The organism is Burkholderia sp. E168m22, assembly GCF_001319805.1.
Lineage (GTDB): Bacteria > Pseudomonadota > Gammaproteobacteria > Burkholderiales > Burkholderiaceae > Burkholderia > Burkholderia orbicola.
The window spans coordinates 1-3,078 of record NZ_BBSK01000158.1; the positions used below are offsets into that span (position 1 = coordinate 1).

Below are 3,078 nucleotides of genomic sequence, written 5' to 3' on the forward strand. Positions count from 1 at the left end.
GTAAGCGTCAATCTGAGGCCGTCTTGACGATCAGAACTTGACCTCTGAGAGGCGCTGATTCGCGAGCACGAGATCAAAGGCGGCGGGATCGAAGCTGCCGCCACACCACTCGAGGAAGTGGTCGTGCTCCTCGTGCGTCGGATCGGTGATCGCTCCGAGGAAGTCGGCATATCCTGGCACTCCCCCGACGTCTTCCGGTGGACACGCATTCTGCCCGTCCAGGCACATCGGCCGGCGCATGTCTGGATCAGGCACCAGCGCCTTCTCGACTTTGATCCGATGCTGCCAGTTGTCACCGTAGTCGTAGATATAGGTAAATGACTTCAGCCCGCCGAGCGCCTTCGACAGTGTGACCCGTGCTTCATTGAGCATTGGTGGATCGCTCTGGAATCCGAAGTCATCAGGTTCACCATAGTTGGTTTCGCCGAAGACGAACTCGTGCAGGTGCCCGCCTTCCCAGCCCATGGCCAGTTGCAGCACGACATGCAGCTTGCCCAGCCGGATCGAGCCGGGAACGACGATTCGTCGCCAGATCGCCGGCTTGATGTACTTCAGCTCAACGCGCAGTACGTAATCGGGGACTGGCGCCTTGACCAGGCGCACGGCAGGTTTGCGGGGTTGGACCATCGGATTGATTCTCAGGCGGCTTGCTGTTCGATGTGTGCAGTCGGCATCAGGTGCCACGGCAGCAACTCGTCGATGCGGTTGATGGGATGATCGGCGATGCGCTCAAACACCGTGCGCAGGTAGGCAAACGGCTCGATGCCGTTCAGGCGCGCCGTACCGATCAGGCTATAGATCACCGCCGCGCTTTGGCCACCGCCGTCGGAGCCTGCGAACAGATAATTGCGCCTGCCGAGAACCAGCGGCCTGATCGCGCGCTCCGCCGTATTGTTGTCCACCTCGACGCGCCCGTCTTCGCAATAGCGTGTGAGAGCGTGCCAGTGCCCCAGCGAGTATCTAATCGCCTTCGCCAGCCCCGACTTCGCCGAGACCAGTGACAGCGTGTGTTCGAGCCAGGCCTTCAGCTCAGCGAGCAATGGGGCCGAGCGCTGCTGACGCGCAGACAGGCGCACGTTCGGCGTCTGGCCGCGAACCTCGCGCTCAACAACATACAGCGCCCCGATGCGGTGCAGTGCTTCTTCGGCAATCGGTGAGCTGTCCAGTTTGTATATGTCGTAGAACTTGCGCCGCGCATGGGCCCAGCACCCGGCCTCGATGACCGTGCCGTCACGATACAGCGCGTCATACCCGCTGAAGGCATCTGCCTGCAGGATTCCCGTGTAGCCCGCAAGATGTTCTCGAGGTCGCTCACCTTTGCGATCGGGTGAGTACCTGTACCAGACTGCTGGTGGCGCGCGGCTTCCCGCAGGGCGGTCATCCCGCACATAGGTCCACAGGCGCGCTGTGCGTGTCTTGCCACGCCCCGGCTCCAGCACAGGCACGGGCGTGTCGTCGGTATGAATCTTGTCTGCGTCGCGCACGTAACGGCCGAGTGCATCAGACAGCGGCCGCAGTAGCGCCGCTGCTTCACGCACCCACGAAGCCAGTGTCGCGCGATCCAGTTCGATGCCGGCGCGGCGATAGATGCCGGCCTGCCGGTACAGCGGCGTATGGTCAGCGTACTTCGCGACGACGACCTGTGCGAGCAGCCCGGCACCCGCCATCGAGCGCGCTATCGGTCGCGAAGGTGCTGGCTCCTGTACCACTGCAGCACAGCGCGGGCAGCTCAGCTTCGGACGTACGTGACGCAGTACCTTGAAGTAGCCGGGTACATAGTCGAGCACCTCCGAGACGTCTTCGCCGAGCGCGCGCATCTGTTTGCCGCATTCCGGGCATCCGCAGCTCGTTGGCGTATGAACAACCGTATCGCGAGGCAAATGGGCAGGGAAGTGCCGCGGTTTGCGGCGCAGCGAATTGAGGTTCGTAGTAGCCGATGTATCCGCAGTCGCGGCATCAGGCACCTTCGCCGGTGCGGCCATATCTGCTTCAGGAACAGGCAGCTCGCCGAGCGCGAGCTGCAGCTGGTCCATCAATTCTGTCATGCGCTCCGATGAGCGGCCGTACTGCCATCGCTTCAGCCTCGAGATCTCGGCCAGCAACTGCGCGATGGTCTCGTCACGCGAGGCAACGATGCGCTTGAGGGCGGCGATGTCATCGGGCAGATGGTTGGCAGGCATGCAGCCAGTGTAAATGAAGCCCACGCGCTTGTGGGTTCCCGCACCCGGCGTTACGCGGCGTGCGTCGGCTGCCACGTCCGCTCTGGATGCCGCCAGTCAATCCCCTCGAGCAGCATCGACAGTTGGGCAGCTGACAGATGGACTGTTCCCGAGTCCGCCTGCGGCCACACGAAGCGTCCTCGCTCGAGTCGTTTCGCGTACAGGTTCATGCCGTCGCCGCTCCACCATAAAATCTTGATGAGGTCACCGCGACGCCCACGAAACAGGAAGATGTGCCCCGAGAAGGGATCACGTCCGAGCGCTGACTGCACCAGCGTGGCAAGTCCATCCATGCCACGGCGCATATCGGTAACGCCCGCTGCCAGCCATACGCGGGTACCGCCTGGCGGCGCAATCATGCTGGCATCAGGCAGCGCAGCACGAGGCGCAACTGCACGGGGTCCACCATGCCCGTGACGCGTACACGGGCACCGTTCAGTTCGATCTCGATGCCCGACGCTGCCGATACGCTCTCGCGATGTGGCTCGACAGGCTGTAGAGCGAGCGACGCCAGTTCTGAAGTTTCGCCGGTCGGTGCATCAGGTAGCGCTACAGGCAGCAACACCGCTGTGCTGTGCGCCACGCCTTCAAACAGGCCCGCCCGCAGTTGCCGACGCCACTTGAACACCATATTGGGATTCAGTCCGTGCGCCTGCGCGAGCTTGGCCACCGAAATACCCGGCTCGCACGCCGCGACGGCAACTTGCCGTCTGTACTCCGGCGTGTAGTTCGGTCGGCCCTTGCGGTTCGACGCTCGCGCATCCCGTGTGTCCAAAGTAGTCCCCATCACTTGAAGTAACGGACATCACTTTGGACACCGGCTGCAGCTCTGTCCATGCGGCCACGAAATGACGCTTAC

Annotated in this window: 4 protein-coding genes; all 4 read right to left on the minus strand. The window is 62.8% G+C overall.

Annotation, left to right across the window (positions count from 1 at the left end; genetic code table 11):
• Positions 1-30: 30 nt before the first annotated feature.
• The 4 genes from AP428_RS34150 to AP428_RS34165 are packed head-to-tail and all read right to left on the minus strand — an operon-like array spanning position 31 to position 3,006.
• Positions 31-627, minus strand: a complete 597-nt coding sequence (locus AP428_RS34150) for a plasmid pRiA4b ORF-3 family protein (RefSeq protein ID WP_045598730.1) — start codon at positions 625-627, stop codon at positions 31-33.
• A gap of 11 nt (positions 628-638) precedes the next feature.
• On the minus strand, positions 639-2,180 hold the full coding sequence (locus tag AP428_RS34155; RefSeq protein WP_054928687.1) for an IS66 family transposase: 1,542 nt from the start codon (positions 2,178-2,180) through the stop codon (positions 639-641).
• A gap of 50 nt (positions 2,181-2,230) precedes the next feature.
• Entirely contained in the window at positions 2,231-2,578 is a 348-nt protein-coding gene (gene tnpB / locus AP428_RS34160) for an IS66 family insertion sequence element accessory protein TnpB (protein ID WP_046543747.1), read from the minus strand.
• Complete coding sequence (locus tag AP428_RS34165; protein ID WP_063934034.1) at positions 2,575-3,006, minus strand: transposase; 432 nt, start codon at positions 3,004-3,006, stop codon at positions 2,575-2,577. The genes tnpB and AP428_RS34165 overlap by 4 nt, the downstream gene beginning before the upstream one ends.
• Between the last annotated feature and the right edge of the window lie 72 nt (positions 3,007-3,078).

Coding starts and splice junctions, on each gene's coding strand:
- AP428_RS34150 (WP_045598730.1), bottom strand. CDS start 627: ATGGTCCAACCCCGCAAACCTGCCGTGCGCCTGGTCAAGGCGCCAGTC.
- AP428_RS34155 (WP_054928687.1), bottom strand. CDS start 2,180: ATGCCTGCCAACCATCTGCCCGATGACATCGCCGCCCTCAAGCGCATC.
- tnpB (WP_046543747.1), bottom strand. CDS start 2,578: ATGATTGCGCCGCCAGGCGGTACCCGCGTATGGCTGGCAGCGGGCGTT.
- AP428_RS34165 (WP_063934034.1), bottom strand. CDS start 3,006: ATGGGGACTACTTTGGACACACGGGATGCGCGAGCGTCGAACCGCAAG.